The 24,556-nt window shown below is 70.7% G+C and carries 24 protein-coding genes; 8 read left to right on the plus strand and 16 right to left on the minus strand.

Annotated features, from left to right (window positions below; all coding sequences use genetic code 11):
- The 7 genes from ABN273_RS52155 to ABN273_RS52185 all read right to left on the minus strand — a co-directional run.
- Positions 1–314 (minus strand): urease accessory protein UreD (locus ABN273_RS52155; protein ID WP_349457176.1); only part of this gene is annotated, 314 nt, incomplete at its 3' end.
- The gene (ureG, locus tag ABN273_RS52160; RefSeq protein ID WP_349457177.1) at positions 314–988 is read right to left on the minus strand and encodes an urease accessory protein UreG; all 675 of its coding nucleotides are present in this window, start codon (positions 986–988) and stop codon (positions 314–316) included. The genes ureG and ABN273_RS52155, both read right to left, overlap by 1 nt.
- An 18-nt stretch (positions 989–1,006) precedes the next feature.
- A complete protein-coding gene (locus tag ABN273_RS52165) occupies positions 1,007–1,741 on the minus strand; it encodes an urease accessory protein UreF (protein ID WP_349457178.1) in 735 nt (244 codons plus the stop codon).
- Entirely contained in the window at positions 1,741–3,447 is a 1,707-nt protein-coding gene (locus tag ABN273_RS52170; RefSeq protein ID WP_349457179.1) for an urease subunit alpha, read from the minus strand. Before ABN273_RS52170 ends, ABN273_RS52165 begins: the two co-directional genes overlap by 1 nt.
- Positions 3,440–3,751 (minus strand): urease subunit beta, encoded by a 312-nt coding sequence (locus tag ABN273_RS52175; RefSeq protein WP_349457180.1) that lies wholly within the window; start codon positions 3,749–3,751, stop codon positions 3,440–3,442. The genes ABN273_RS52170 and ABN273_RS52175 overlap by 8 nt, the downstream gene beginning before the upstream one ends.
- Positions 3,748–4,050, minus strand: a complete 303-nt coding sequence (locus ABN273_RS52180) for an urease subunit gamma (RefSeq protein ID WP_127930875.1) — start codon at positions 4,048–4,050, stop codon at positions 3,748–3,750. Before ABN273_RS52180 ends, ABN273_RS52175 begins: the two co-directional genes overlap by 4 nt.
- A gap of 122 nt (positions 4,051–4,172) precedes the next feature.
- Positions 4,173–4,898 carry a Mut7-C RNAse domain-containing protein gene (locus ABN273_RS52185; RefSeq protein WP_349457181.1) on the minus strand — a complete coding sequence of 242 codons (726 nt, stop codon included), beginning with the start codon at positions 4,896–4,898 and terminating at the stop codon, positions 4,173–4,175.
- Between the two features lie 26 nt (positions 4,899–4,924).
- Here ABN273_RS52185 and ABN273_RS52190 point away from each other — a divergent pair, with 26 nt between their 5' ends.
- Complete coding sequence (locus tag ABN273_RS52190) at positions 4,925–5,830, plus strand: TAXI family TRAP transporter solute-binding subunit (RefSeq protein WP_349457183.1); 906 nt, start codon at positions 4,925–4,927, stop codon at positions 5,828–5,830.
- Here the strand turns inward: ABN273_RS52190 and ABN273_RS52195 are convergent.
- The 5 genes from ABN273_RS52195 to ABN273_RS52215 form a co-directional block, all read right to left on the minus strand.
- Positions 5,821–7,149: a sensor histidine kinase gene (locus tag ABN273_RS52195; protein WP_349457184.1), complete on the minus strand. Its 1,329-nt coding sequence runs from the start codon at positions 7,147–7,149 to the stop codon at positions 5,821–5,823. The genes ABN273_RS52190 and ABN273_RS52195 overlap by 10 nt on opposite strands.
- Complete coding sequence (locus tag ABN273_RS52200; RefSeq protein WP_349457185.1) at positions 7,146–7,811, minus strand: response regulator transcription factor; 666 nt, start codon at positions 7,809–7,811, stop codon at positions 7,146–7,148. Before ABN273_RS52200 ends, ABN273_RS52195 begins: the two co-directional genes overlap by 4 nt.
- Positions 7,812–7,820: 9 nt before the next feature.
- Positions 7,821–9,134 (minus strand): MFS transporter, encoded by a 1,314-nt coding sequence (locus tag ABN273_RS52205; RefSeq protein WP_349457186.1) that lies wholly within the window; start codon positions 9,132–9,134, stop codon positions 7,821–7,823.
- 168 nt (positions 9,135–9,302) lie between these two features.
- Complete coding sequence (locus ABN273_RS52210; RefSeq protein WP_349457187.1) at positions 9,303–10,277, minus strand: GNAT family N-acetyltransferase; 975 nt, start codon at positions 10,275–10,277, stop codon at positions 9,303–9,305.
- Between the two features lie 42 nt (positions 10,278–10,319).
- On the minus strand, positions 10,320–10,565 hold the full coding sequence (locus ABN273_RS52215) for a DUF2630 family protein (protein WP_349457188.1): 246 nt from the start codon (positions 10,563–10,565) through the stop codon (positions 10,320–10,322).
- Positions 10,566–10,832: 267 nt separating this feature from the next.
- Here ABN273_RS52215 and leuA point away from each other — a divergent pair, with 267 nt between their 5' ends.
- A complete protein-coding gene (gene leuA / locus ABN273_RS52220) occupies positions 10,833–12,542 on the plus strand; it encodes a 2-isopropylmalate synthase (protein WP_349457189.1) in 1,710 nt (569 codons plus the stop codon).
- Positions 12,543–12,972: 430 nt separating this feature from the next.
- The gene (locus ABN273_RS52225; RefSeq protein WP_349457190.1) at positions 12,973–13,446 is read left to right on the plus strand and encodes a hypothetical protein; all 474 of its coding nucleotides are present in this window, start codon (positions 12,973–12,975) and stop codon (positions 13,444–13,446) included.
- Positions 13,447–13,658: 212 nt separating this feature from the next.
- Here the strand turns inward: ABN273_RS52225 and ABN273_RS52230 are convergent, their stop codons facing one another.
- Positions 13,659–13,976, minus strand: coding sequence for a hypothetical protein (locus tag ABN273_RS52230; protein WP_349457191.1), 318 nt, complete (start codon positions 13,974–13,976; stop codon positions 13,659–13,661).
- Between ABN273_RS52230 and ABN273_RS52235 the strand changes: the two genes are divergently transcribed.
- Complete coding sequence (locus ABN273_RS52235) at positions 13,962–14,522, plus strand: TOPRIM nucleotidyl transferase/hydrolase domain-containing protein (RefSeq protein ID WP_349457192.1); 561 nt, start codon at positions 13,962–13,964, stop codon at positions 14,520–14,522. The genes ABN273_RS52230 and ABN273_RS52235 overlap by 15 nt on opposite strands.
- 31 nt (positions 14,523–14,553) lie before the next feature.
- On the opposite strand, the gene ABN273_RS52240 is transcribed toward ABN273_RS52235, so the two are convergent.
- Positions 14,554–16,560: a hypothetical protein gene (locus ABN273_RS52240; RefSeq protein WP_349457193.1), complete on the minus strand. Its 2,007-nt coding sequence runs from the start codon at positions 16,558–16,560 to the stop codon at positions 14,554–14,556.
- A 200-nt stretch (positions 16,561–16,760) separates the two neighbouring features.
- Complete coding sequence (locus ABN273_RS52245; protein WP_349457194.1) at positions 16,761–17,684, minus strand: LysR family transcriptional regulator; 924 nt, start codon at positions 17,682–17,684, stop codon at positions 16,761–16,763.
- A 142-nt stretch (positions 17,685–17,826) separates the two neighbouring features.
- Here ABN273_RS52245 and ABN273_RS52250 point away from each other — a divergent pair, with 142 nt between their 5' ends.
- The 4 genes from ABN273_RS52250 (at position 17,827) to ABN273_RS52265 (ending at position 23,694) form a co-directional block, all read left to right on the plus strand.
- The gene (locus ABN273_RS52250; protein WP_349457195.1) at positions 17,827–19,233 is read left to right on the plus strand and encodes a M20 family metallopeptidase; all 1,407 of its coding nucleotides are present in this window, start codon (positions 17,827–17,829) and stop codon (positions 19,231–19,233) included.
- Between the two features lie 133 nt (positions 19,234–19,366).
- The gene (locus tag ABN273_RS52255) at positions 19,367–20,758 is read left to right on the plus strand and encodes an MDR family MFS transporter (protein ID WP_349457197.1); all 1,392 of its coding nucleotides are present in this window, start codon (positions 19,367–19,369) and stop codon (positions 20,756–20,758) included.
- Positions 20,755–23,097: a PEP/pyruvate-binding domain-containing protein gene (locus tag ABN273_RS52260; protein ID WP_349457198.1), complete on the plus strand. Its 2,343-nt coding sequence runs from the start codon at positions 20,755–20,757 to the stop codon at positions 23,095–23,097. The genes ABN273_RS52255 and ABN273_RS52260 overlap by 4 nt, the downstream gene beginning before the upstream one ends.
- Before the next feature lie 6 nt (positions 23,098–23,103).
- Positions 23,104–23,694, plus strand: a complete 591-nt coding sequence (locus ABN273_RS52265; protein ID WP_349457199.1) for a TetR/AcrR family transcriptional regulator — start codon at positions 23,104–23,106, stop codon at positions 23,692–23,694.
- On the opposite strand, the gene ABN273_RS52270 is transcribed toward ABN273_RS52265, so the two are convergent.
- Entirely contained in the window at positions 23,681–24,550 is an 870-nt protein-coding gene (locus tag ABN273_RS52270; protein WP_349457201.1) for a hypothetical protein, read from the minus strand. The genes ABN273_RS52265 and ABN273_RS52270 overlap by 14 nt on opposite strands.
- Positions 24,551–24,556: the final 6 nt, after the last annotated feature.

Here is a 24,556-nt window from a genome sequence, read left to right on the forward strand (position 1 = left end):
GTGAAGCGGAGTCTGGCGCCCGCCCCCTCCCGGGCGGTGACCAGCATCTCGGACTCGCTGTCCCCCGGCAGGACCAGGGTGGCGGCGACCGAGCCCAGCTCCAGGGTGGTGCGCGGGGCGACGTCGAGGTCCAGGTGGAGGCGGTCGCCGCCGAGCGGGCCCGCCGCCGTGGAGACGAGGTGCACGGTGTACGGGCCCGTCTGGCGCAGCGTCAGCGGGGGCGCCGAGGCCAGGCGGTGGATGAGGGTCCGGCCATCCGGGGACAGGGCCGTGGCCACCGCGGCACCGGCCCGCATCGCGCGACGGCCGGACATCAGGAGACGTGGGCCGCGTGGGTGTGGGCCCAGGCGCTCACCTGTTCGGAGACCCAGCCGGCGACCGTGGCGGCGGTGGGGTCCTGCCTGATCGAGGTGAACAGCACCGGCCTGTCACCGCGCACGGCCGCCGCGTCGCGGTCCATCACGTCCAGGTCGGCGCCCACCATCGGGGCGAGGTCGGTCTTGTTGACGACCAGCAGGTCCGCCGTCGTGACGCCCGGGCCGCCCTTGCGCGGCACCTTGTCGCCGCCCGACACGTCCAGCACGAAGATCTGCCTGTCGGCCAGCCCCCGGCTGAACGTGGCCGTCAGGTTGTCACCGCCGCTCTCCACGATCACCAGGTCCAGCGGGCCGAACCGGTGCTCCAGGGTCTCCACGGCGTCCAGGTTCGCGGCGATGTCGTCGCGGATGGCGGTGTGGGGGCAGCAGCCGGTCTCGACGGCGAGGATGCGCTCCTGGTCGAGCACGCCCGCCCGGCGCAGGAAGTCCGCGTCCTCGGTGGTGTAGATGTCGTTCGTCACCACGCCCAGGGACAGCGACGGGCCCAGCGTCCTGCACAGCGCGGCCACCAGGGCCGTCTTGCCGCTGCCTACCGGACCGCCCACGCCGAGCCGCAGCGCCCGGCCACGGCCGTCGGGGGCGTGGTGCTGGTCATCATGATTGGCGCCCATATGTCGTGATCCCTTTCCTTATGAGACGAACAACCTGACCTCGGCCCGCGCATGCTGCTCGGCCAGGAGGTCAAGGGCCGGGGACGAGTACGCGGGCAGCTCCCCCCAGAGGGGAGCGTGGGGGTGCGCGTTCGCGGCGGCGAAGTGAGCCTCCGCGGCCACGGCCGCCAGGTCTGGGGTGAGGTCGGCCAGTAGCCCGTGCACGGCCACCGGATCGAGCCCGAGGAGCCGCACGGCCGCCGTCGCGGGCCCGCTGATCGCGTGGTACGCCGCCGCCATGGCCGCCTCCTCCGGCGTGGCGCCCGCCGCGTGCGCCGCCACTCCGAGGGCGATCGGATGATGGGGGTTCGGTACGTCCCGCGCAAGCTCGTCCAGCACCGGCGACGGCCACACCCGGCGGGCGACCCTCAGCAGGAGCCTGCCCTGCGTCCTGGACGCGTCCCGCTGGGCGGGTGCGGCGGTTCTGGCATCGACCTCGGCGTCGAGCAGCACCCACGGCGACTCGGCGGCTGAGGGCGCGGCGGGCGGGAGCAGGGCGGCCGGCGAGGTGGCGGCCTGGGCGCAGGCGGCGGCGGTCAGGGCGGCGGCGACCGTGCCCGCCGTGTGGAGTCGTCCCCGCAGGAAGCGGGCCAGCGAGGGCACGTCGTGCACCGCGCCCGCCGTGACGGCCCGTTCGGCCCCGCCCGAGTGGGCGTGGCCGCCGGCCGGCAGGCGGGAGTCGGCGAGGAGGAGCAGGGCCGGGTTCATCGCCATCAGAAGAGGAAGTAGCGCTGGGCCATCGGAAGGCTGGCGGCGGGCGCCGGCTCGACGAGGTCGCCGTCGATGCGTACCTCGAACGTGTCGGGAGCCACCTCGATCCGGGGCATCGCGTCGTTGAGCGGCATCGATGACTTGCCGCGCCGCCGTACGTCCGCCACCGGCGCCAGGCGGCGGCGTACGGACAGGCCGTCGGCGAGGCCGGAGTCGAGCGCGAGCGGGGCGACGAAGTGCAGGGAGGTGGCGGCGGCGGTCACCGGTGAGGCACCGAACATGGGGCGGGGCAGCACCGGCTGGGGCGTCGGGATGGAGGCGTTGGCGTCGCCCATCTGCGCCCAGGCCACCACGCCGCCCTTGAGCACCAGGTCCGGCTTGACCCCGAAGAACGCCGGGTCCCAGAGGACGAGGTCGGCGAGCTTGCCGCGCTCGACGGAGCCGATCTCGCCGTCCAGCCCGTGGGCGATAGCCGGACATATCGTATATTTCGCGATATATCGGCGGGCGCGCAGATTATCTGCAGGCCCGCCGAGAGAGCCGCGACGGCCCTTCATGACGTGCGCCGTCTGCCATGTACGGATGATCGTCTCCCCGATCCGCCCCATCGCCTGCGAGTCCGAGCCGATCATCGAGATCGCCCCCAGATCGTGCAGCACGTCCTCGGCGGCCATGGTGGTGGGCCTGATGCGGGACTCGGCGAACGCCAGGTCCTCCGGGATCGACGGGTTGAGGTGGTGGCACACCATGAGCATGTCGAGGTGCTCGTCGAGCGTGTTGACGGTGTGCGGCCGCGTGGGGTTGGTGGAGGAGGGCAGGACGTTGGCGTAGGCGGCGACGCGGATGATGTCCGGCGCGTGCCCGCCACCGGCCCCCTCGGTGTGGTAGGCGTGGATCGTCCGGTCCCCGATGGCCTTCAGCGTCGACTCCACGAACCCCGCCTCGTTCAGCGTGTCCGTGTGGAGCGTCACCTGCACCCCGGCCGCGTCCGCCACGCTCAGGCACGCGTCGATGGCGGCCGGCGTCGAGCCCCAGTCCTCGTGCAGCTTGAAGCCCGATGCGCCCGCCCTGAGCTGCTCCATCAGGCCCTCGGACGAGACGGTGTTGCCCTTGCCGAGCAGCGCGAAGTTCAGCGGGTACGCGTCCAGCGACTCCAGCATCCGGCCCAGGTACCAGGTCCCGGTGACGGTCGTCGCCTTCGTGCCCTCGACGGGTCCGGTGCCGCCCCCGACGATCGTGGTGACACCGGACCCGATCGCCTCGTCGAGGAGCTGCGGACAGATCAGATGGACGTGCGAGTCGACGGCCCCGGCGGTGAGGATCTTGCCGTTGCCCGCGAGGACCTCCGTGGACGGCCCGATGACCAGATCGACGCCGTCCATCGTGTCGGGGTTCCCGGCCTTGCCGATGGCATGGATGCGGCCGTCGCGGATGCCGACGTCGGCCTTGACCACGCCCCAGTGGTCGAGGATCACCACGCCGGTGATGACCAGGTCGGCCGCGCCCTCCGCCCGGGTGGCCCGCGCCTGCCCCATGGATTCGCGGATCACCTTGCCGCCGCCGAAGACGGCCTCGTCGCCGGGTCCTGAGGGCCCGATCGACAGGTCCTCGGTGACCTCGATGAACAGGTCGGTGTCGGCCAGCCGGATCCGGTCGCCGACCGTGGGCCCGTACAGTGCCGCGTAGCGGGCGCGCGAGATCTCAGCCATCTAGCGGCCCCGCCCACTCCGGCCGCAGCCCCGGGACCACCCGGTTGCCGGCCAGCGGCACCAGCGTCACGTCGCGCTCGACGCCCGGCTCGAACCTGATCGCCGTCCCGGCCGGCACGTCGAGCCGCCTGCCCCAGGCCGCCTGCCTGTCGAACTCCAGCCCCGGGTTGGCGGCCGCGAAGTGGTAGTGGGAGCCCACCTGCACCGGCCGGTCGACCGTGTTGACCACCCGCACGGTCACCCGCTCGCGCCCGGGATTGAGCGCGAGAGCGCCCTCGGGGTGCACGTACTCGCCCGGGATCATGGGATCGGCCTGTGTACGGTGACCAGCTTCGTGCCGTCGGGGAACGTCGCCTCGATCTGCACGCTCTCCAGCATCTCGGGAACGCCTTCCATGACGTCGGCCCGGCCGAGCACCGACCGGCCGGCCTCCATCAGCTCGGCCACGGTGCGCCCGTCCCTGGCCCCCTCCATGAGGAACGACGCGATGATGGCGGTAGCCTCGGGATGGTTCAGGCGCAGGCCCCTGGCCTGCCGCTCGCGCGCCACCCCGGCGGCGACGTGAATGAGCAGCCGTTCCTGCTCGTGTGAGGTAAGCCGCATGGCCGGACCATAGGAACCGGCGGTTTCGTGGCTGTTGCCGAGGGATGTCGTGTTGGTTTCGTGCTGCTTCTCAATCGCCATATTGCAGGCATGTCGTACGCATGGGCGCCGCCGAGGAGCTGCTAGGCCGACCAGGCGCGCGCCGACCTGACGATCTCCTCCAGGTGGTCGCTGTGCGCGCCGCGCCAGTAGACCTGGCCGCACTCGCCGCACCGCCCGTACGCGTCGTAGTTGCGCTCCGTGCCAGCCTCCAGCAGCGGCGCCACCTCCTGCTTGGCGACCGGCTCCAGCTCGCCGTTGCACGCCGTGCACCGCGTCCACGGGCGCAGCGGCGGGGTGAAGCGCTCGAGCAGGTCGCGGAGCTGGTCGGCGGGGCGGGAGCCGCGCACGTACGCGCCCAGCCACAGCGCGCGGCGGCGCAGCAGGCCGCGGTCCTGCGTGAGCAGCACCCGGCGCTCCTCGTTGGCCTGCACCACCAGCGCCGGGTCGTCCATGTCGTTGTGGTAGGCCGCGTCGATGCCGAGCAGCCGCAGCCGCCGCGCCAGCGTGCCCAGGTGCACGTCGAGCAGGAAGCGCGGCTCGCCCGGCAGCGGCTGCGGGCGGGGGATCGGGTGCACCTCCACCACGTCACCGGGCACGAGCTGGTACGAGGGCGGCACTCCATGGCCGTCCACGAGCATCGGCCCCACCTCGGTCAGCGGGATGCCGAGCGACTCGACGTGGTGGCCCAGCGTGGAGGTGCCGTCCGGCGTCACCTGCTGCCATTCCTGCCGCCGGCTCACTGGCAGGAACATCGTCAGGTCCGAGGCGATGCGCAGGCGTGCGTCCAGTTCGCTCACAGAGTCCATTCTGGTGGACCAGATAACGTGAATTCATGTCGATATCCCGCCGCGCCTTCCTCGGGCTCCCCGCGCTGGCCGCCGGATGCTCGGCCTCCGGCGGCAAGTGGCCCGAGCTGCGGCTGGCGACCGGCGTGACCGGCGGGATCTACGAGCAGCTCGGCGACGGGCTGGCGGGGGAGCTGCGGCGCGACGGGCTCATGGTGCGGGTGATGAAGACCGCGGCCAGTGTGCAGAACCTGACGATGATGACCGACGGGCGGGCCGACGTGGCGTTCGCGCTGGCCGACAGCGCCGACGACGCCGTCAGGGTGCGTCGCCAGCCGGTGTCCGCGCTGGCCAGGGTGTACATGAACTACGCCCACCTGGTGGTGCGCCGAGGCTCCGGCATCGCGGCGCTCAAGGACCTGGCGGGGCGGGCGGTCTCCATCGGGCTGGAGGGCTCGGGCACGGCGGTGACCGCCACCCGGGTGCTGGCCGTGGCCGAGCTGGCCGAGCCCGCCGAGATCAGCAGGCTGGGCCTGGACGAGTCGGTCAATGCTTTGCGCGACGGCGAGATCGAGGCGTTCTTCTGGTCCGGCGGGGTGCCCACACCTGTCCTGGTCTCGTTCGGGGACATCGAGCTCGTGCCGCTCGATCCGCTGGTGCCGGTGCTGCGCCGCCGGTTCGGCCCGCTCTACGAGCACGCGCTGGTGCCCCCCGGTGTGTACGGCAGCGGGAAGCCGGTGCCGACCGTCGGCACCCCCAGCTACCTGATGTGCCGGACCACGCTGCCGGACGATCTGGCGTACATGATCACAGAGACTCTCTTCAGCGCCCGCGACCGCCTGCAGGCTCCGTCGGCGCCGGGCGGGCGGCTGGACATGCGCTACGCCATCGGCACCGGCGTCGTCCCGCTCCACCCGGGCGCCGCCCGCTACTACCGGTACGCCTACGGCTGAGCCTTCAGGCGCAGCTCCACGACCAGGCCGCGCGGCACGGCGGGCAGCAGCGCCAGCGTCGCCCCGCACGTCCTGGCCAGCTCGGCGGCGATGGCCAGGCCCAGGCCGCTGCCCGGCACGTTCGCGTGCGCACCGGACCGCCAGAACCGTCCCAGCGCCTCCGCGCGCTCCTCCTCGCTCAGCCCCGGCCCGTCGTCGGCCACCCGCAGCACGCCGTCGTCCAGGGTGACCGTGACCGTGCCGCCCTCGGGCACGAACTTCTGGGCGTTGTCGAGCGCGATGTCCGCGATCCTGGCCGCGGCCTCCGGAACGACCTCCGTTTCGGAGATGTCGGCCACGAGCCGCACGCCCTTGGCCGCGTACACCTCCCGCCAGGTCCCCAGCCGCGGCGCGAGCGGGATCTCCTTGCCCTCGACCACCGCGCCCGCCTCCACCCTGGCCAGCGCCAGCAGGTCCTCAACCAGCAGCGCCAGCCGGTCCAGCTCCGCCATCGCCTCGTCGAACTCGGCCGCGCCCTCGCCCTTCAGATGCGGCTCGAGGTTCTCCAGCCGCAGCCCGAGCACGGTGAGCGGGGTGCGCAGCTCGTGGGAGGCGTCCGCCACGAACGCCCGCTGCCGCTCCATCGCGCTGGAGACCGCGTCGGCCATCGCGTTGAAGCGCTCCTCCAGCCGTCGCAGCTCGGAGGGCCCGGCGCCGGGGTGCGCACGGGCGTCGAGCCTGCCGTGCGCGATGGCCTGCGTGGTGCGGTCGAGCTCGGTGACGGGCCGCAGGATCCAGCGGGCCAGCTGCCTGGCCGCCAGCGCGGAGTACGCCAGGGCCACCAGCGCGCCGAGCGCCAGCGCGCCCCACACCAGCGACACGTCCAGCCTGGCCCGGCCGGTGGGGGCCTCGAGCAGCACCACTCCGGACAGCTGGGCGTCCCGTCCCGCGGGCTCGGCCAGCAGCACCGTGGCCGGGCCGAACGGGCTGATCGTGGGCAGGTCCTCGGTGGTGCGGCCGGACAGCGCGAGCCGGGTCGCGTCCTGGTCGTCGGCGTCGAACCGGCCCGCGGTGGCGAGGATCGAGCCGTCGCGGTCGCGTACGCGTATCGCGGCGCCGTACAGCTCGGCGTAGCGGTTGATCTCGGCGATCAGCCCGGCACGGTCGTCCTCCCTGGCCGCCTGGTCGGCCAGCTCGGCGAAGCGCGTGGCGTCGGCGCGGCGGTCGAGGAGGAGGCGGTTCGTGCGGTGGGAGGCGTAGGCGAAGCCGAGCGGCACGGCCAGCCCCGCGATGAGGAAGACGATCAGCGTGGTGAACGTGACCACCAGGCGGGAGTTCACGCCGTCGAGCCCAGCCGGTAGCCGGTGCCGCGCAGCGTCTCCACCAGGCCGGGACGGCCGGTCTTCGAGCGCAGGTTGGCCACGTGCACGTCCAGCGACCGGGACGCCGACAGCAGTGGGTCGCCCCAGACCTCGTCGAGGATCTCCTCCCTGCCGCGCACCACGCCGGGCTCGCGCGCCAGCAGCGCCAGCACGTCGAACTCGCGCCTGGTCAGCGTCACCGGCTCCCCGGCCACCGTGACCTGCCTGGACTCCAGGTCGATGCGGACGTCGCCGACGCTCACCACGTCGTCGCGGGCCGGCCGCGGCCGGGTGCCGCGGCGCACCACCGCCTCCATGCGGGCCATCAGCTCGATGGTGCGGAACGGCTTGACCAGGTAGTCGTCGGCGCCCGAGCGCAGCCCGCGCAGCACCTCGCGCTCCTCCGTACGGGCCGTGACCACGATGAGCGGCACCGCCGACACCCGGCGCAGGCGGCGCAGCACGTCGAGCCCGTCCATGTCGGGCAGGCCCAGGTCGAGCAGCACGAAGTCGACGCCCCCCGCCAGGCGGAGGGCGTCGACGGCCAGGCCCGCCCGGGTGACCTGGTGGCCGTGCCGGGCGAGGGCCGTGGTGAGCGCGGACGCGAGCCGATCATCGTCCTCGACTAAGAGAACTCGCATACGGCCAGGTTAGACGCGCGCCGGGACCGAATCCTTCGTTGCCTGCTCGGCGCGTGTGAGGGCGGCGTCCCTCGTCTCGCGCATGGTGAGGTAGACGACGAGCGACACGGCGGCGCAGCCGGCGACGTACCAGAAGAAACCGGACTCGATCTTGTTGTCCTTGAACCACAGCGCCACGTACTCGGCGGTGCCGCCGAACATGGCGTTCGCGATGGCGTAGGGGAGCGCGACGCCGAGGGCACGCACGTTCGTCGGGAAGAGCTCGGCCTTCACCACGGCGTTGATCGAGGTGTAGCCGGTGATGATGATCAGGCCGCACAACGAGAGCACGAGCCCGCCGCCGAACCCCTGGACCCCGCCGAGCGCCGTCATCAGCGGCACCGTGCCCAGCGTCGACCCGATGCCGAACGTGATCAGCAGCGGCCTGCGCCCGATCCGGTCCGACAACGCCCCGGCCAGCGGCTGCAGGCACATGAAGATGAACAGCGCGCAGAAGCTCACCAGCGTGGCCGTCTCCTTGGGCAGACCGGCGGTGAGGCTGAGGTACTTGGTGAGGTACGTCGTGTAGGTGTAGTACGCGACCGTGCCACCCATCGTCAGGGCGATGACCAGCAGCGCTTCCTTCTTGTGGGCGAGCAGCGCCTTGATCGTGCCGCGGCTGTTCGGCTTGACGTCGCGCTCCTCCTCGTCGTACGCCTCGGTCTCCAGGAGGTTGCGGCGCAGGTAGAACACGACCGCGGCGGCCAGGGCGCCGACCACGAACGGGATGCGCCAGCCGTAGGAGCTGAGGGCCTCCTTGGACATCGTGTTCTGCAGGATGATCTGCAGGCCGAGGCCGACGAGCTGGCCGGCGGTCATGGAGACGTACTGGAAGCTCGAGGCGAAGCCGCGGCGGCCGCGCGGGGTGGCCTCGGTGAGGTACGTGGCGCTGGCCGCGTACTCGCCGCCGACCGAAAGGCCCTGCAGGAGGCGGGCCACAACCAGCACCACGGCGCCGAAGTAGCCGACCGCTTCGTACGTCGGCGCGATGGCGATCAGCAGGGCGCTGGCCGACATGAGCGTGACGGTGAGCGTCAGTGCCGCCTTGCGGCCCTTCCTGTCGGCGTACCGGCCGAGCAGCCAGCCGCCGAGCGGGCGCATGAAGAAACCGACGGCGAAGATGGCCGCCGTGTTGAGCAACTTCGCCGTGTCATTGCCCTCAGGGAAGAAGGACGCGGCGAAATAGATGGCGAAGCTGGAGTAGACGAACCAGTCATACCACTCGACCAGATTGCCGACCGATCCGCCGATCACTGCTTTCCAGGGCACGCGTGCCTTGCTCATGGTGGAACCTCCTGGGGGGAGTAGGTGCAGGCCAGAGCCTCTCCGCAGAAGGATGTTCGGACAAGGGTTGTAGGCCCATATCTAACGTCCGCTTAACATGCACGCAACCTTCGGCCTATAGGGCCCTACAGCGCCCTTGTAGCGGCCTACAGCGCCCTCTACAGCTCCCTATAGCGCCAGCCGCCACTCGTTCCACTCGTCGAAGAGCTCGAAGCCCATGGCCTCGTTGATGGCGAGCATGTGGGCGTTGGAGGTGGCGTTCCAGGTGATGATCCGCTCCAGGTGGGGCTCGTGCTCGTGGAGCCAGAGCAGGTTGGCGAGCTTGAGCAGCAGGCCCAGGCGGTGGCCCCGGTGCTCGGCCAGCACCGTCGTGTCCGCCTGGTTGCCCCAGCCGGTGGAGCGGTCGGCCTCGAGGTAGATGCGCGTGTATCCGGCGGGAGCCCCGTCGGAGTCGCGGCGGGCGATCATCGTGTAGGCGGTCTGGCCGCGGAGCGGGATGCTCTCCTCGCGGTGGCGGATGCGGTCGAGGTTGAAGTCCTCGTCCTCGACGTCCACGTCGCGCGGGGCGTCGTTCATGCCGTTCATCAGGGCCGCGAGGTCGGGGATCAGCTCGGGTGCGGCCGGTCCGGTCCAGCGTTCGAGGTGGTAGCCCTCGACGCGGGGAAGCATGCGTTCCAGCGCGTCCCAGTCGGCCTTGCGGAGATCGAGCGTGCGGCGGGCCTCCACCAGGGAGACCGTCATGCCATGGGCGAGCGCGAAGCGGGCGCCCACGCCGGTGGTGGGCGTCTCCGTGAGGAGCAGGGTCCTGCCCTGGGCACGCAACCGGTCCAGCGCGTGCTCGAACAGCGCCGCGCCGAGCCCCCGGCCGCGCCGCTCGGGGCGCACCAGGAGGGGGAAGAGCCAGCCCATGTGGGTGTTGTCGAGCTGGGGCAGCGACAGCCCGTAGCCGCCGACGACCTTTCCGTCCTCGACGACCACCCACAGCTCGGCCCGTTCGCCCGGTGTGTGCGTGGCGACCTCGTGGCGGAAGCGGGCGAGCGAGATCGTCGGGCCCGGAACGTCGGCGTAGCCCGCCAGGTACGCGTCGTGCAGGCCTGTGACCAGGTTTCCCGGCCGGTCGAGGTCAATCGGCTGGATGCGCATGTGCCCAGCAAACCGCACGTGCGAACGGCCGGGCGAGCGAATTTACTGGCGGTAGTTGTCCACCTCGTTGGCCGGGCGGGCGGCGGCGTGGTCGGGATCCTCACCGGCGCTGCGCCTGGCCCGGCGCTGCCTGAGCAGGTCCCAGCACTGGTCGAGCGCGAACTCCAGCTGCTTGATGCGCTCCTGTTCCTCGTCCGTGGTCACCTCGCCCTTGCCGAGCTTGTCGCGTAGCTCGTGCTCCTCGGTGACCAGAGCACTGATCTTGGTGAGAATCTCGTCGTCCCGCATGCCCCAACTCTAGTTACTGGTCTTGTCGGGCCTCCCACCCTGGCGTGGGGTTCATGCCTGGACCCACCGCACGCTGATCGCGGACTAACTGCGTTCCACGATTTGAGATTCGGGACGGCGCATCCCGAGACGTCTGGTAGCGTGCATGGCATGCTGCGTGGGCTGCTTCTTAGCTGCCGCGGCGGGGGCCTCTAGGCCGGCTCCCTCGCCGCGGGGCCAGTCATGCGCGTCGGCCGCTTTCATCCGACCGACGAGGAGCCAGCAGACATGACCGCTCAGCAGCCCAGCCCTATGCCGATCCATCGCTATGAGCCCTATCAGCCCGTACGCCTGACCGACCGCACCTGGCCCGACCAGGTCATCACCAAGGCGCCCCGCTGGTGCGCGGTCGACCTACGCGACGGCAACCAGGCCCTGATCGACCCGATGGACTCCCATCGCAAGCTCCAGATGTTCGAGCTGCTCGTACGCATGGGCTACAAGGAGATCGAGGTCGGCTTCCCGGCGGCCTCGCAGACCGACTTCGACTTCATCCGGCAGATCATCGAAGAGGACCGCATCCCCGACGACGTGGTCATCCAGGTGCTGACCCAGGCCAGGCCGGAGCTGATCGAGCGCACCTTCGAGGCCATCGAGGGCGCCAAGCAGGCCATCGTTCACCTGTACAACTCGACCTCCACCCTCCAGCGCCGCGTCGTGTTCGGCCTGGACAAGGACGGCATCACCGCGATCGCCGTCGAGGGTGCCAAGCTGGTCAAGAAGCTCGCCGAAGCGACCGACGTCGACGTCTACTTCCAGTACTCTCCCGAGTCGTTCACCGGCACCGAGCTCGAATACGCCGTCGAGGTGTGCGACGCGGTCAACGACGTGTGGCAGCCCACCCCCGACCGCAAGGTCATCATCAACCTGCCCGCCACGGTCGAGATGGCCACCCCCAACATCTACGCCGACCAGATCGAGTGGATGCACCGCCACCTCAAGCGCCGTGACTCGATCGTCCTGTCCCTCCACCCGCACAACGACCGCGGCAGCGCCGTGGCCGCCGCCGAGCTGGGCTACATGGCGGGCGCCGACCGCATCGAGGGCTGCCTGTTCGGCAACGGCGAGCGCACCGGCAACGTCTGCCTGGTCACCCTGGGCATGAACCTGTTCTCCCAGGGCATCGACCCCGAGATCGACTTCAGTGACATCGACGAGATCCGTCGCATCACCGAATACTGCAACCAGCTGCCCGTGCACCCGCGCCACCCGTGGGGCGGCGAGCTGGTCTACACCGCCTTCTCCGGCTCCCACCAGGACGCCATCAAGAAGGGCTTCGAGCACCTCGAGCGCGACGCGGCCGCGGCGGGCGTGCCGGTGGACGAGTTCACCTGGGCGGTGCCGTACCTCCCGATCGACCCCAAGGACATCGGCCGCACGTACGAGGCGGTCATCCGCGTCAACAGCCAGTCGGGCAAGGGCGGCGTCGCGTACATCATGAAGGCCGACCACCAGCTCGACCTGCCGCGGCGGCTGCAGATCGAGTTCTCCAAGGTGGTGCAGGCCCGCACCGACAGCGAGGGCGGCGAGATCAGCCCGGCCGCGATGTATGAGATCTTCCGCGACGAATACCTCCCCAACCCCGCCAACCGCTGGGGCCGCCTCAGCCTCATGGCCCACCGCCACGAGTCCACGGTGGACGACAAGGACCGCATCGGCGCCGACGTACGGCTGGACGGGGAGATCCGCGAGATCGCGGGCACGGGCAACGGCCCCATCTCGGCCTTCATCGACGCCATCGCGGGGGTCGGCATCCGGGTGCGCGTCCTCGACTACGTGGAGCACGCGATGAGCGCGGGCACCGACGCCAAGGCGGCCTCTTACCTGGAGTGTGAGGTCGACGGGCAGGTGCTGTGGGGCGTCGGCGTCGACGCCAACACCACGACGGCCTCACTCAAGGCCATCATCTCGGCGGTCAACCGCGCTTCCCGCCCATAAGGCCACGTACTGATAACTCGACCGCGCCCCCTCCTGATCGGGAGGGGGCGCGGTCGAGTTATTGATGCCAAGAGAGTTTTCGGCCATTCGCATATGTATGCCAAAAAGGGCGCCTTAGCGCTCGCTTGCTCGCTTCAGGTAAGCTCAACCCGGACTAACCGGCCGAAGTAGATCTCAGGCAGCACCGACAAAGCCGGCTGGAGCGTCGCGGATGCGAGCCGATCGACGAGGAAAGTCGCACGGGCGCGGGTGCCGTATGCAAGAATTGACCTAAGCCTCAGGCCGGAACTGACTGCGAGCAGTTCTGTTCGTATCAATTTCCGGCTTAGCGGACTGAAGGCATCCAAAATCGAAGGCATGTACGCCGGCGGCGCGCGCCGCACGCGCGGTAATAGAACAACCGAATCCCGGACAGATCTCATTCCTTGCATTGGCGACACAGGAAAGTCGGGAAACCGTGGCAGGTATTATCGCCGCACTCCTTGATGGGCGCGAGATCTCGAAATATTTGATCGGTATTGCAGACGTCGAGGCCGAGTGGGATCTCTATAAAATCAACACCGATGCGAGCGGGTGGATCGGCACCGGCGACAACGGAGTCGCAATCGACGAGGCTCAAAGTGAAAGATGTATGATCAAATACGAGTTCTGGGATGGACCGCGGCCTCCGTCCGACTCGTGGGACCGAAGCTGGTCCGGAAGCGTACGCCTGGCCTCGGGAAGAGTGTTCTCTATAAGTGGCCATTCCGGTGACGCGTTTCATGGTGCCGAGTTCGATCTCGGCCGGCGGGACAACGTCTTGCAGGTCCAAATCCATCGCAAGTCCCTGGGTTACGAAGAGTTCACGCCGGACCTCATCAGCTTCACTCTGCTGAAGGTGCAATTTTGGCTTGCGCCGCTGTAGGCAAAGGTAGGCGGAGTTCGCGTTCAACCTCATGGCCCACTGCCATGAGCCCATGGTGGACGACAAGGACCGCATCAGCGCCGTCGTACGGCTCGATGGGGAGATCCAGGGGATCGAGGGCATGGGCAACGGCCTCATCTCCCGCACATAAGACGACATACCCATCGCTCGACCGCGCACCCGCGAGGAGGTGTGGTCGGGCCGTTGGGGTTCTAGGAGCCGGGAGTGCAGCCGTAGAGCCGGCCGTAGCGTTTCTGGGCGATGCGCATGAGCTCGATCAGATCACTCATCGCATCCCTACCTTTGGCGATCCGGGACAGGTAAATGTCGATCATTCCATCTTTGCCGCCGCAGCGGAATTTGGCGCTCGCTCGATACGGCTGCTCGGCCAACAAGCCCGGCGAGCCGCGCCATGCCTCCTCAGTGCGGCAGCCGGAGACCGTGATCTGCGGCTGGTGGCCTTCCCGCGCGTAAAAGGGGATGAACCTCGCCAGGTTCGATGCAAGGCTGGGCTCGTGAGCGACACGCAAACCGTGGTCCTGGTCGAGGGAGCCAGTGATAAGTCGGCGATCGAAGCGTTGGCCGAGCGCCGTGGCCGGAACCTGGCGGCCGAAGGCGTCTCCCTGGTGGCGATGGGTGGTGCCACGAACATCGGGACGTATATCGGCAGGTTCGGCCCTCCCGGTCGCAATCTCCGGCTGGCCGGTCTCTGTGACGTCGGGGAGGAAGGCGACTTCCGGAAGGCCCTCGAGCGCGCCGGCCTTGGATCCGATCTCAGCCGAAGCGATCTGGAGGCACTCGGATTCTTCGTGTGCGTCGCTGACCTGGAAGACGAGCTGATCCGCGCCCTCGGCACCGCCGCGGTTGAGCGCGTTGTCGATGCCGAGGGCGAGCTGCGTTCATTTCGTACGCTCCAGAGGCAACCCGCATGGCGCGGGGGCACCACTCACGACCAGCTGCGCCGGTTCATGGGATCAGGCGGTGGCCGCAAGATCCGCTACTCCGGCCTGCTCGTCGCGGCACTCGATCTCGATCGCGTGCCGCAGCCGCTGGAGAGGCTGCTGGCCCACCTTTGAGGCAGCCGAGGTGGTGTCTTGGCCCCTGACGTCAGCGCCTGCGTTTCTTGCCATGACCGGAACGCCGGCCGCGCGCCCCCGGCCGAGGTCCCGCCACGAAACGGAGCGCGTGGGAACGGGTACGCAGTGGCTCGGCCACCAGTCTGCGTAGCTCGTCCATGCCGACCGTGGCGGGATGACCGGATTGCGTCACCGCCTCGATGATCTGTGGCGCCTCCCTGCCCGCCATCTGGCCGAGCTGCGTCACGACCTCCTCAGGACCGGCCAGCTCCAGCAGGTTGAGCAGGCCTTCGGTCATGAGCAGGAGTTGCTCGGAGACGGACATGTCGTCGGGTCCCACGGCTCCGGCGTCATGCAGCAGGGTGATGGCGATGGGCCCGAGCACGCGGTCCCCGCGCAGGCGCGCGAGGAGCGACCGGCCGTCGGGATGGGCCTCCACCAGGGTGGTGAGCATGGCGGACGCGCGGGTGCGGAACGGGCAGGCCCGTACGGCATCCAGCAACGGCTCGACGTCCCCGCCGTGTGCCGCGAGCCAGCCCTCCAGCTCGGTCGCGGCCTCCTCCGGCGGGTAGTGCTCCGCGAGCACGCCGAGCAACCCGCCCGGCGCGGCCTCCGCAAGCTCGCCCACCAGCGGTGCGTCCCGGCCCTCGGCGAGCATCCGCTCGCGCACGCCCCGCATGCCGAGCGGTGTCAGGCTCACGAGCATGCCCGGCTCGGTGAGGATGGCACGCAGCCGGGTCCGCGCTTCGGGCGGCAAGGGTTGTTCGTCGTCGTCATCGCCCAGGTCGCTGAGGTAGAGGGAATCGGCGACGCCGTGGCTCAGCTCCACGGCGCCGAGCTCGGCCAGGACCTCCAGCGCCGCGACCAGGTCGTCGTCGACCTTCCGCCGCCACAGGTCATGCGTCCGATCGCCCAGCATCAGGTATTCGCTGCAGGCCAGCCAGACCGTCTCCTGGAGGCGGGCCACGGGGACCTGGTCCGAGAGGCCGTACACGCTGTTCAGTACGTCCGCCATCACCTCGTCGAAGACCTCCGCGAGCAGCGACTGGACGTCCCACCCCGAGGCGGAGGCGCCGATCATCGGGCCGAGGTCGAAGAAGACCTCGAAGGCCCGCGACCACAGCCGTTCCGGGTCACGCAGAAGAGGCGCGGCCTTGGCCACCCGTAGGAGGCGGCCTTTGCTCACGCGGACCAGGCGGGCGGCCTTCGCCCATTCGACGAGGAGATGCAGCTTGGGCATGTGCGTGGCGCTGCGAACCTTGAGGTCCTGCTCGCCGGTGCCGAGGAGCTCGGCCAGCTCGCGGGCGTCGGCCACGCGGAGGTTTCCGGCGTTGGTCAGCGGCCGGCCCTCCGCTCCGGCCCAGTCGGCCAGCGCCGCCAGCCTCCGTACGGTCTCGCTTCGCGCAGCGGCGGCGGCGATCTCCGGCGCGGGCGGCAGGACGATGGGCGGCTGAGGGAACGCCCGTTCCTCGTCGGGCCCCAACCCGAGGAAACGTGCCTCCGCCACCTGGTCGAGCACGTCCGCGTCGTACGCCACCCGCCCCGCGTCGACATCGCGCTGGAACTTCGTCAGGGCTTTGTGGTCGCTCGGGTCGACACCATTGTCGATGGCCACCTGCGCCCAGAACTTCGCCAGCCCCAGGCGGTACGGGTCCGCCAACGCCGCCGGATATTCCTTCACGGCCTCGGCCACGGCCTTGTCCAACTCGGCCGTCGTGGCGCCGCGCGGGTCGCGGATGCCGGTCGCGTCGAGGTAGCGCAGCAGTGTGATCAGGGTTTCCGGGGCGGCGTCGAGGTCCTCCCGGGGTGCGGCGACGTACCGGGGGATCCACTCCAGCAGGAACCGCCGCACCTGCGCGGCATCCCAGAAGCCCAGCCGTCCGTCTCTGCTGCGATGGCGGGAGTCCAAGGCCGCCGTCAGCACCAAACCGTCGGCGGCGAGGCCGCGGTCCTCGGCCCAGTCCAGGCAGCGGCGGATCAGCAGATCCTTGGCCGCCTCAAACTCCTCTTCCTGGTCCGGCTCGAAAAAGGTCCGCATGATTCTCCACGGTGGTTCCGGCTGCCCTGGAGGCTCGATGCCGCGCGGGCCGATGACTCTCCATGATGGACCATCGACCCCCCTGTGCGCGGCCGCCATCGCCATCTTCGTGACCGGGGCCGTGCTATGCGCGCCCGCCACGTCGATGCCGCTGCCGCACCGCCGGTGAAATGTCGAGTCGTGGGCGACGCCGCACGCGGCTATCCGGCGGCCGCGTTCCCATCCGGCGGGCACAGCAGCGAGACCAGCAGCCCCGTGAACTCCGTCACCGGCCAGGGCAGCCGTCGGCCCAGAGCGGTCTGTACCTGAGCTTCCCGCTGGCGGAACACAGGATGGTCCAGCCGGACGTAGGCGACCCCTTCGGCCGACGCCTCGCGATGCAGGTCGCCGAGATCTCCTACGAGTGCGATGCCACCCCCGCAGCGGACGAACTCGTGCAGCGGCCCGAGCCCGTCGCAGACCAGCACCGGGCGGACGGTCAGTCCCTCGATCTGCGCGCCGATGTCGAAGAGCTCACGCTGGCTGGTGCCGGTGGAGGCGAGCGCCAGGGGGTATTCGCACAACTCCGCCAGCCCGACCTGGCCCCGCCCGGCGAGTCGGTGCCCGAGCGGGACGATCGCGACCACCGGAATCACGACGGCGCACTCCACCCGCACATCGTGCTGCGGTCCCATCGCATAGGTGACGGCGACGTCGGCGATCCCCTCGATCACCCGTCGGGTCGCCTCCTGCCGGGGGACGACGTCCAGGTGGAACGTCACGTCGGGGTGGTCGTGCCGGAAGGCCGCCATCGCCCGCGGGACGATACGGCGTCCGAACCCCTCCGAACAGGCCACCGTGACATTGCGGGCATCTGCTCCGCGCCCTGTCCGCAACTCGTTCACCAGAGCGGACGCCTCGGCCTCACTGCGGCGGACATGGGCGAGGAGCCGGGACCCGGCCTCGGTCAGTGTCATCCCGCGCGGATGCCGGACGAACAAGGGCACCCCGCACCCCGACTCCAGCTTGGTGATCTGCCTGCTGATCGCAGAAGGTGCGACGGTCAGCGAACGGGCCGCCTCGGTCACCGAACCGGTCCGCGCGACCTCGAGGAAGTACGAGAGGCCCACTGGCAGGAGTTGCACCGGACCACCTTCCGGTCAGGCTTCGGGTGCAGGTTTGCCAATAGTAGAACGCGGGATGCGGCAAACGGCAATGGTCCCCGGCCGGTGAACCGCCCTACGCTGCTGACCGGAGCGCCGTCCACACTCCACGGAGGAACCTCTCGTGATCCCAGCAGACCTCATCGAACAGGCGGAGGCGTACGTCGATTCCGGCGCCTTCTTCGCCGAGCTCGCCACGATGGTCTCCTATCCCACCGAGAGCACCAAGCCGGAAAGCCGTGTTGCTGTCAAGGCATACCTCGACGAGGTTCTGGCGCCCGCGCTGACCGACCTCGGCTGCTCCGTGACCGAGCACCCCAACCCCGACGCCGGCGGGGGTCCGTTCCTGGTCGGCACCCGGGTCGAGTCCCCCTCGCTGCCGACGCTCCTCTGCTACGGCCACGCCGATGTGGTGGACGGCCACGCCGGTCGGTGGAGCGCCGGCCGTGACCCGTGGACGCTGACCGCGGACGGCGACCGCTGGTACGGCCGCGGATCGGCCGACAACAAGGGACAGCACCTGATCAACCTCGCGGCGCTGCGCCTGCTGCTCGCCCGGCAGGGGAGGCTCGGCTTCAACCTCATCTTCCTGTTCGAGTCCGGTGAGGAGGTCGGCTCGCCGGGGCTGGCCGAGTTCGCCGCCGCGCACCGCGAGGCGCTGCGCGCGGACGTCCTGATCGCCTCGGACGGCCCGCGCCTGGACGCGGCGACGCCCACGCTGTTCCTCGGGTCACGCGGAGGTGTCGACATCCAGCTCGAGGTCGATCTACGCCCCAACAGCTATCACTCCGGCAACTGGGGCGGCGTTCTCCGCAACCCCGCCACCACCCTCGCCGGCGCGATCGCGTGCTGCGTCGACGGGCACGGGCGCGTCCAGGTGCCCGCGCTGCTGCCGCCGGAGCTCCCGGACGCGGTCCGCGAGGCGCTGGTCGGCGTCACGGTCGCCAACACCCCCGGCGACCCGGTCCCCGACGAAGGCTGGGGCGACACCGGCCTGACCGCCGCCGAGCGGCTGTACGGCTGGAACACGCTGGAGGTCCTGTCGATGGGGTCGGGCGACATCGACAACCCGGTCAACGCGATCCCCGGACGGGCCCGTGCGATCCTGCAGCTGCGGTACGTGGCCGGGACCGATGTGAGCGGCGCGGAGCAGGCGATCACCGAGCATCTCGCCGCCCACGGCTACCCGATGGTCGGCGTCAGCGTCCTGCGCCATTTCCCCGCCAGCCGTACGGCACTCGACGACCCGTGGACGCGGTGGGCCAAGGGGGCGCTCGAGCAGGTGACCGGCGAGCCCGTCGCCGTGCTGCCGAACATCGGCGGTTCCCTGCCCAACTTCGTCTTCACCGACATCCTCGGCCTGCCGACACTGTGGCTGCCGCACTCGTACCCGGGCTGCCTCCAGCACGCGCCGGACGAGCACCTGCTGGGCACGATCGCCCGTGAGGGCATCGTGCTGGCCGCCGCGCTGTTCCACGCTCTCGGCAACCCTCCGGCCGACCACCCTCTCCCCGCTCGCCGCCCGGCCTGACGACGCCAGCCGCGCCCCCACCGGAGGCATCCGTTGAGCGCGGGGTAGAGCACCGAGATTAGTGAACGTTGCGTTTCCTCGCGCTGAATTCTATGCTCCCTAGAGAACGGTTCGTTCTCTAGGGAGAAGTGCCATGGGCTTCGTGCTGTCCGGCCTGATGCTGGCGATGTTGCTGGGTGCGCTCGATCAGACGATCATGGCGCCCGCGTTGCCGGCCGTGGCAGGCAGTCTGGGCGGGCTGGACCAGATGCCCGCCGTCGTCAGCGCCTACCTCGTCGCCGCCACCGTCGTCATGCCCGTCTACGGCAAGCTCGGTGACCGGTACGGCCGCAAGCCCACCATGCAGACCGCCATCGTCATCTTCGTGACCGGGGCCGTGCTGTGCGCGCTGGCCACGTCGATGCCGCAGTTCATCGCCTTCCGTGCCGTGCAGGGCATGGGCGGCGGCGGGCTGATGATCGGGGCGCAGGCGATCATCGGCGAGGTCGTGAGCCCGCGCGAGCGGGGCCGCTACCTCGGTCTCATCGGGGCCGTGTACGTCGTGGCCGCCGTGGGCGGACCGCTGCTCGGTGGGGTCTTCATCGACCAGTTGAGCTGGCGGTGGATCTTCGCCGTCTACCCGCCGCTGGGCGTGCTGGCGCTCGTCGTGTTGAGCGTCACCCTGCGGCTGCCGAGGCCTCAAGGGCAACCTCAGGAGCGCGGGGCGCCGCTTGATGTCGCGGGGATCGTCACGCTGGCCGTGGCTGTCGTCGGGGTGGTCATGGTGGGGCAGACCAGGCATCCCGCCTTCCTGGCCGTGGCGGCGGCGGGGGCGGTGGCGTGGCTGGTCAGTACGCGCTTCGCCAAGGATCCCATCCTGCCGCTGCGGCTCTTCCGCGACCGCGCCTTCGCCGTGCCCGTGTTGATCAGCCTGCTCATCGGGTTCGCGCTGTTCGGGACGGTCACGTACATGCCCGCCTACCTGCAGATCGCCCTGCACTCCAGCGCGACGCAGGCGGGGCTGCTGGTGACGGCGCTCATGGGAGGCGTGCTCGCCACGACCATCGTGTCCGGGCGCCTGATCACGCGCACCGGCAAGTACAAGCCGTACCCCGTGGTCGGCACGGCCGTGGCCGCCGCCGGGCTCGGGCTGATCGGCCTGGCGGGAGCCGACCCCCTGGCGCTGGCGGGCGCCATGCTGCTGACCGGGCTGGGGGTCGGGCTGGTCATGCAGACCATGGTGCTGGCCGCGCAGAACGCCGTGGAGTACGCGGACCTGGGCACCGCCACCTCGTCGGTGACCTTCCTGCGCCAGATCGGCGCGTCGGCCGGGGTCGCACTGGTGGGCGCGCTGATCACCCTGAGGTCGGGGATCTCCGCCACCCAGCCGTCCGCCGTGCCGGAGAGCGTCCGCCAGGACTTCGCGGCGGCCGTGCCGCCGGTGTTCGCGGCCATGGCGCCGCTGCTCGCCGTGGCCTTCTTCCTCGCGCTGGCGCTGCCGGCGCGTCCACTCCGCACCACTGCCTACGCCGAGGAGAGATCGTGAAACTCGTCGCACCACTCAGCGCCTGTGGCGACCTGGCCGTGGCCGGGGGCAAGGGCGTCAACCTGGGCGAGCTCGTCAGGAACGGCTTCCCCGTGCCCGACGGCTTCGTCGTCACCACCCACGCCTACGATCTGATCGCCCAGGGGCACGGCATCCGGGCGTACTTCGAGCAGGTCGAGCTGCCGGACGAACTGCGCGAGGCCATCGCCGGCGCGTACGCCGAGCTCGGCGGCGGGCCGGTGGCCGTGCGGTCCAGCGCCACGGCCGAGGACCTGCCGGGGGCCGCGTTCGCCGGCCAGCAGGACACGTACCTGAACGTCGTGGGCGAGCAGGCCGTGCTCGACGCCGTACGCCGCTGCTGGGGCTCGCTCTGGAGCGAACGCGCCGTCGCCTACCGAGCCCGGCTGGCCGTCGAGGAAGTGAGCATCGCGGTGGTCGTGCAGCGCATGGTCGAGGCGGACATGGCGGGCGTCATGTTCACCGCGGACCCGGTCACCGGCGACCGTACCCAGCTCGTCGTCGACGCCAGCAGCGGGCTGGGCGAGGCGGTCGTGTCCGGACTGGTCACGCCCGACCACTACGTGATCTCGTCGGACAGGACGGAGTTCACGCCCGGCCGCCGCGAGGTGGTCATCAGGGGCGCGGCGGACGGCGGCGTCACGCGCGAGACCGGCGCGACCGCTGACGAACGGCTGCCTGACGAGGCGCTGAAGGAGCTCGCGAGGCTGGGGAAGGAGGTCGCCGCGCACTTCGGCCGGCCCCAGGACATCGAGTGGGCCTACGCGGGCGGCCGCGTCCAGCTGGTGCAGGCCCGCCCCATGACCGCGCTCCCGCCACCCCCGGTGGGCAAGCTCAACCCGATCCAGCGCCGCATCTCCAGCATCCTGCTGGAATACCTCACGGAACGCCCCTATCCGATCGACATGACGACCTGGCTCCCGTACGGCCCCGCCGGGCTGATGGGCAGGGTGGCCGCCGCCTTCGGCGTGCGCGGTGTGTTCGAGGGGTTCGTGCGCGAGGAGGACGGCGTCGCCTATCAGATCGTCCCGCCGTCGCCACGGCCCACCGCCGGGATACTCACTGTCCCGTTCCGCCTCCTGGCCAAAGCGAGGAGGTACGACCCGGCCCGGTGGACCGAGGACCCGCGCTTCCGCGACTACCTCGCCGCGGTCGAGGAGCTGGCCGCGCGCGACCCGAGCGGGATGCCGTGGCCGGAGCTCGTCCGCGTGCCCAGGCAGGCGCTGGCCCTGGTGCGGCCGGTGGCCGACCTGCGCGTGGACTACCTGCCCGGCACGGGGCTGGCGCTGCTGCGGCTGCTGGTGGCGGTCAAGCTGCTCGGGCGCGGCAAGCTCTTCGGCGACCTGCTGCACGGGGCGCGTACCCGCACCACCGACGCCAACCAGGCGCTGGAACGGCTGGCCGAGGTGGCCAGGCGCACCGGCGCGCTCGACCGGGACCCGAGGCCCGCCGAGTTCGAGGAGGCGCTGCGAGCGTTCCTGGCCGAGTACGGCCACCGCGAGACCGCGAGCCCGATCCTCGTCACCACACCCACCTGGGCGGACGCTCCTGAGACCGTCATCGACCTGGTCAGGGTGCTGGCCGGCCGGCCGCCCGAGCGGAAGGGCGGCGACGACGCCATGGAACGCCTGCTCCGCCACCCGCTGCTGAAAGCCCGGGGCCGCGCCAGGATGCGACGGCGGGTGGCGGCCGCCCGCGCGGGCATCGCGTTCCGCGAGGACAGCCACTTCTTCTTCATGATGCCGCAGCCGATCCTGCGTAGGTCGCTGCTGGAAATGGGCCGCCGCCTGCGCGGCGAAGGCGTGCTCGACCGGCCGGAGGACGTCTTCCACCTGCGGTTGCCGGAGCTGGAGTCGATCGCGGACGTGGCCACGCTGCCGGGCGCGGACCGGGAACGGTTGCGGGAGCTGGTCAGGGCGCGCTCGGCCAAGCGCGAGGAACTGTCCGGTGTGCGCCTCATCGACCCCGCCGCGGTCTTCCCCGCCCGCGAGACGGGTGACGCGCTGGTCACCGGATCGCCGGCCAGCGGCGGCGTGGCGACCGGGCCGGTGAAGGTGATCAGGGAGCCGGCCGAGTTCGCCAAGCTGGAGAGCGGCGACGTGCTCGTCTGCCCGTACACGAACCCGTCATGGACGCCGCTGTTCCAGCAGGCGGCGGCCGTGGTGGTCGACGCCGGCGGGGCCGCCTCGCACGCCGCGATCGTCGCCAGGGAGTACGGCATCCCGGCCGTCATGGGCACCGGCAGGGGCACCGCCGTGCTGGAGGACGGCCGGCTCGTCACCGTCAACGGAAACACGGGGCACGTCACTCGTGCTTCCTAAAATGCCATGGTGACCGACCACCGCAAGCAGCCACGACGCCGGGGCGAGGCACTCAACGCCGCCATCTACCAGGCGACGCTCGACGAGCTGGCCGAGGCCGGCTACGCCGGGCTGACCATGGAGCGCGTCGCCGAGCGCGCCAGGGCCAGCAAGGCCTCGCTCTACCGGCGCTGGCCCACCCGCATCGAGCTGGTGATGGAGGCGGTCTACCACACGCTGCCCACCCCCGAGTCCGCGCCCGACACCGGAAACCTGCGCGGCGACCTGCTGGCCATGCTGAGACTCACGGCGAAGGCGATGGCGGGCCCGGCGGGCGAGGCGATGCGCGGGCTGCTCGGCGAGGCGCTGCGCGGCAACTCGCCGCTGTCCGCCCTGCGGAAGAACTCCACGCGCACCTCCAGGAAGCTGATGGAGGAGGTCGTCCGCCGGGCGGTCGAGCGCGGCGAGGTCGACCCCGCCGCCGTCACCCCCCGCCGCCTCGACGCCGGTCACGCGCTGCTGCGCCACCACTTCCTCTTCGAGGGCTCGCCCATCCCCGACGAGCTCATCGTCGCGGTCGTGGACGAGGTGCTGGTGCCGCTGTTCACGCGGGGCTGAGCAGGCCGATCACGGTCGTGCCGCGCCTGATCGCGCTCCTCGCCACCAGCGCGCCCATCCACACGCTCACCAGCGCGCTCAGCGCCACCAGCGCCACGAACGACCAGGACGCCTTCTCCAGGCCCATCACCAGCAGGACCGCGACGACCCCCCAACCGAGCGCGTTGCAGATGACCGCCGACGCGAGGAGCTGACCAGTGCCGCGCACGGAGGAACCGAGCGACGGCGCGCCCGCCGCCGTCATGGGCAGCGCCAGCACCATCGCCATGATGATCGGCACGAGGAAGCCGCCCACCATCGCCTCGCCCAGCGGCCCGACGGGATAACCGGCGTCCTGGAAGGCCATGCTGACGAAGATCTGGCCGACCAGCCCGACGGGGACGGCGAGCAGGGCGGCCGTCATGATCACCCGTCGCGCGGTCATCCGCGTGAGCGGCCCGTGCACGGAGTGGCGCATCGCGACGAAACAGATGTGGAGCAGCGGCGCCACCGAGAGCACGGCTATGACGCTCGCCATGGCGAACCACGTCTGCGCCATGCCCCGCATCTTCCCGGCGATCGGCCCCATGCTCGCGGCCTCGGCCCACACGCCCTGCAGACTCGCCACGTCACGCACGCCCGGATTCCACAGGAGCCCCAGGCCCACCCCCGCACAGACCAGGACCGCCGCGAGAGGGACCGTCAAACCCCCGGCCCCCGGGACGTGCCGGTGGTGGACCCAGGCGTCGGCCGCGCCCTTGATCAGGTCGAGCACCGTGCGCACGCGTGCCGGCCGCGACGCGATCAGATCGGCGACCTCCTCGCCGTAACGCTCCCGCCATGCCTTCGGGTAGAGGCTGAGCATCGCCTCGGCCATGACCCG

The organism is Nonomuraea sp. B19D2 (assembly GCF_040137845.1).
Taxonomy (GTDB): domain Bacteria; phylum Actinomycetota; class Actinomycetes; order Streptosporangiales; family Streptosporangiaceae; genus Nonomuraea.

Excerpts from the sequence above, each read along its gene's own strand:
- ABN273_RS52200 (WP_349457185.1), bottom strand. The coding sequence starts at position 7,811 with ATGCGAGTTCTCTTAGTCGAGGACGATGATCGGCTCGCGTCCGCGCTC.
- ABN273_RS52265 (WP_349457199.1), top strand. The coding sequence starts at position 23,104 with ATGGTGACCGACCACCGCAAGCAGCCACGACGCCGGGGCGAGGCACTC.
- ABN273_RS52185 (WP_349457181.1), bottom strand. The coding sequence starts at position 4,898 with ATGGACTCTGTGAGCGAACTGGACGCACGCCTGCGCATCGCCTCGGAC.
- ABN273_RS52215 (WP_349457188.1), bottom strand. The coding sequence starts at position 10,565 with ATGCGGGACGACGAGATTCTCACCAAGATCAGTGCTCTGGTCACCGAG.
- leuA (WP_349457189.1), top strand. The coding sequence starts at position 10,833 with ATGACCGCTCAGCAGCCCAGCCCTATGCCGATCCATCGCTATGAGCCC.
- ABN273_RS52210 (WP_349457187.1), bottom strand. The coding sequence starts at position 10,277 with ATGCGCATCCAGCCGATTGACCTCGACCGGCCGGGAAACCTGGTCACA.
- ABN273_RS52170 (WP_349457179.1), bottom strand. The coding sequence starts at position 3,447 with ATGGCTGAGATCTCGCGCGCCCGCTACGCGGCACTGTACGGGCCCACG.
- ABN273_RS52180 (WP_127930875.1), bottom strand. The coding sequence starts at position 4,050 with ATGCGGCTTACCTCACACGAGCAGGAACGGCTGCTCATTCACGTCGCC.
- ABN273_RS52205 (WP_349457186.1), bottom strand. The coding sequence starts at position 9,134 with ATGAGCAAGGCACGCGTGCCCTGGAAAGCAGTGATCGGCGGATCGGTC.
- ABN273_RS52190 (WP_349457183.1), top strand. The coding sequence starts at position 4,925 with ATGTCGATATCCCGCCGCGCCTTCCTCGGGCTCCCCGCGCTGGCCGCC.
- ABN273_RS52175 (WP_349457180.1), bottom strand. The coding sequence starts at position 3,751 with ATGATCCCGGGCGAGTACGTGCACCCCGAGGGCGCTCTCGCGCTCAAT.
- ABN273_RS52165 (WP_349457178.1), bottom strand. The coding sequence starts at position 1,741 with ATGGCGATGAACCCGGCCCTGCTCCTCCTCGCCGACTCCCGCCTGCCG.
- ureG (WP_349457177.1), bottom strand. The coding sequence starts at position 988 with ATGGGCGCCAATCATGATGACCAGCACCACGCCCCCGACGGCCGTGGC.
- ABN273_RS52240 (WP_349457193.1), bottom strand. The coding sequence starts at position 16,560 with ATGCGGACCTTTTTCGAGCCGGACCAGGAAGAGGAGTTTGAGGCGGCC.
- ABN273_RS52270 (WP_349457201.1), bottom strand. The coding sequence starts at position 24,550 with ATGGCCGAGGCGATGCTCAGCCTCTACCCGAAGGCATGGCGGGAGCGT.
- ABN273_RS52255 (WP_349457197.1), top strand. The coding sequence starts at position 19,367 with ATGGGCTTCGTGCTGTCCGGCCTGATGCTGGCGATGTTGCTGGGTGCG.